This is a genomic window from Terrisporobacter sp. (assembly GCF_017888745.1).
GTDB lineage: Bacteria > Bacillota > Clostridia > Peptostreptococcales > Peptostreptococcaceae > Terrisporobacter.
The window spans coordinates 1-3,284 of sequence record NZ_JAGHFM010000319.1 but is presented as its reverse complement, the minus strand read 5'-3'; the positions used below and the strand labels follow the sequence as shown (position 1 = coordinate 3,284).

The 3,284-nt window shown below is 26.9% G+C and carries 2 protein-coding genes; one reads left to right on the top strand and one right to left on the bottom strand.

Going from position 1 to position 3,284, the window contains the following annotated elements:
* Positions 1-243: 243 nt before the first annotated feature.
* On the bottom strand, positions 244-1,176 hold the full coding sequence (locus J7G74_RS14160; RefSeq protein WP_297136521.1) for a DMT family transporter: 933 nt from the start codon (positions 1,174-1,176) through the stop codon (positions 244-246).
* A 203-nt stretch (positions 1,177-1,379) separates the two neighbouring features.
* Between J7G74_RS14160 and J7G74_RS14155 the strand changes: the two genes are divergently transcribed.
* The gene (locus tag J7G74_RS14155; RefSeq protein WP_297136520.1) at positions 1,380-2,759 is read left to right on the top strand and encodes a GntP family permease; all 1,380 of its coding nucleotides are present in this window, start codon (positions 1,380-1,382) and stop codon (positions 2,757-2,759) included.
* Positions 2,760-3,284 lie beyond the last annotated feature (525 nt).

Sequence of the window (3,284 nt, the reverse complement as noted above, 5' to 3'; positions counted from 1 at the left end):
TTTTAATGTATCCTACAGATATAAAAGAATTAATTTCTATTGCTGATGAAAATAAGATTATGCCAGCTAAATCTACTTGGTTTGAGCCAAAGGTTAGATGTGGATTATTTTTACATGAAATAAGTTAAATAGCAACCTATAGTTGATTATAGTAACTTGTCGTTAGTATTGTTTTAGATCTTACTTGTTTATAATAAAATATAAAAGTCGGGAATTAACTCCTGACTTTTATATTATTTTAGTTTATTCAATTGAATTTTCATTATCTTTACATACTACATTTTCAGATAATACAAGATTTCTATTTTTTAAAGGTTCTAACAAATTTTCTTTATTAAATAAAAATAGTCCTGATAAAATAATGATGCCTCCTAATATAGTAGAAGGATCAGGAACTTCACCCATCATTACAAATCCTAATACTGTAGTTAAAAATGGAGTAACAAACATATAATTACTTACATATGTTGTTTTTTCGGCAAGTGAAATTGCTTTTGCCCAGGCAATATAAGCTAAAGAACTAGAAAATATTCCAAGTATAAGAACATAAATTAATTGTTCTATTGGTGCAACAATAGTTTTAGGAAATGCTTTGGCAGCAAATATGAATAAAAAAGTAGTTCCTACAAAAATGCTATAAGTGCTTGCTTCCATGGCAGTATATTTTTTAGTTAATTTTCTTTGAAGTATATTGTAAGTAGCTAAACAAAGAGCTGCTACTAACAACCATAAGATACCTTCATTAACTGAAAAGGTTCCATTCATTAAAGTTAAAACTAATATACCTATAAATTCAATTCCAATAGCAAGCCATTGATAAGTCTTAAGTTTTTCTTTATACAGTATAGATGCTAATAGAGCTGTAAATACAGGAACCATAGCTATTACTATACTTCCAGTTGCAGAACTTACCATACCAGTTCCTTTTGTAAATAAAATTACATAAATAAAAAATCCGATTGCGCCAGATAATAAGTAAGTACTAAAATCTTCTTTCTTAGGCTTATTAATTTTAATAAAAAACATCATGATTATTAATGTTAATGATGCTGATAAATATCTTAAGAAACTTAAAGAGTATACATCAAAGTATTGTAGTCCAAGTTTTGTAAATACAAAGGCCAAAGCCCAAAAAATAATAGTTATGATTGCATAAAAATGATAATTTCTTTTCATATAATTCCTCCATTCCTATTAAAAAAATAAACATAACACTTAATAACTGAATTATATCACTCATTACTTAAAAATTGTTATGATATGGAAATAAATAGTAGGACTAAATATCTTACTAATATCACAAATTAAGCTAAAGATTAAAATTTAAGTATATAACAATGAAGAAAGGAGATGTGTTGTAACTTACAACACTAGGAATTATGTTTAGTATTTTAGGTTTAATTTTTTCATTAGGATTAATTATGTTTTTAGCATATAAGGGATATTCAACAATTATAACAGCACCAATTATAGCTCTTATGACAATAATCTTAACAAGTGGATTTGAAGGACATCTAATGGCAAGTTATACAGAAGTTTATATGTCAGGCTTTGCGAGCTTTGTAAAAAGTTATTTTCCTTTATTTATGACAGGAGCTATTTTTGCTATTCTAATGGAAAAGGCAGATTACGCAATGTCTATTTCACATTTTATTACCGAAAAACTTGGAAAGGATAAAGTAATATTGTCTATAGTTTTATCAGGAGCATTGCTTACTTATGGTGGGGTTTCTTTGTTTGTTGTTGCATTTATTTCTTATCCAATAGCTAGGACTTTATTTAAAGAGGCTGATATTCCAAAGAGATTAATACCAGGAAGTATAGCTTTGGGATCTTTTACATTTACTATGACTGCAGCTCCAGGTTCACCTGAAATTCAAAATGTTATACCTATGAAATATTTTGGGACAGATTCATTTGCTGCGCCTGGAATAGGTATAATTTCAAGTTTACTTATGCTGGGACTTGGGTTGCTTTATTTAACAAATGAAGCTAAAAAAGCAATGAGAAATGGAGAGGGATATGGTAATCATGATGAAGATGAAATACAAATAAGTTATGATAATTTACCAAGTATTTTTAAATCTGTATTTCCCATATTAATTATATTTGCTGTAAATCTATTCTTCTCGAAAATTTATTATCCATCTATAAATGGAGCTTATCTTGAACAATATAATACTAATTTAAGTAGTGTTTCAGGAACATGGAGTGTAATAATATCCATCATAGCTGCGGACTTATTTTTAGTCTTAACTAACTTTAATAAAATAAAAAACTTAAAGTCAGTATTAGATGAAGGTGTTAGCAATTCGTTTAAGCCTTTGTTAAATTCAAGTGCAATTGTTGGATATGGAAGTGTTATAAAATCTTTATCAGTATTTAATGTTATACAAAATTTTGTATTTAATTTATCTTCCAATCCAATAATTTCAGAAGCTTTATCAGTAAATTTAATTTGTGGACTTACTGCATCAGCCTCAGGAGGACTTACAATTACACTAGATGCTTTAGCTCCAACATATTTACAAATGGCAAATTCTTTAAAAATATCACCAGAAATACTTCATAGAGTAGCAACATTGGCTTGTGGTGGATTAGATACATTACCTCATAATGGAGCAGTTATAACGACATTGGCTATTTGTGGATTAACTCATAAACAGTCTTATAAAGATATATTTGTAACATCTGTTGTTATACCAATACTAGTTACTGCCATAATAGTAGCAGAATTAAGCATAGGAGTTGCTTTATAAAATAAATAATTTAGTATATAATTTACTTGTAAAAAATATAAAGATAAGAGAGTGAATTATAATTTTTAGGGGGAATATTATGATATCAACTGTTATACGAGTGGCTAGTGTTGTTTTATTAATATTAATATTTTCTAATATATGTGCACAAAAAAGAGCTAAAGAAGAACCACAAAATAAAAAAAGTAAAAAGTAATTAAATAATCATCTTTATAAAAGGATGCTTTTTATATATTATAAAATTTACAATTTACATATTTTGATGCAAAGTTATAAATTTAAACCATTGTAAAGAAAATGGTTTAGAATAAGTAAAGTTTTTATTACAGCTTAAATGGGGGATATATTATGAAAGAATTGATTAGAAATTATATAGTTTATTTTGTACCATTTAGTGAGAGAAATCTCTAATTCTAACATAAAAGATGAAAGAGAATCAAAAGAATGTGTTGTAGCATATCAAGAAACTAATGCTATGTTTGTGAAATTAAATGAATATTTAATTAAAAATAGAGAATTAGGATA

Excerpts from the sequence above, each read along its gene's own strand:
- J7G74_RS14155 (WP_297136520.1), top strand. The coding sequence starts at position 1,380 with ATGTTTAGTATTTTAGGTTTAATTTTTTCATTAGGATTAATTATGTTT.
- J7G74_RS14160 (WP_297136521.1), bottom strand. The coding sequence starts at position 1,176 with ATGAAAAGAAATTATCATTTTTATGCAATCATAACTATTATTTTTTGG.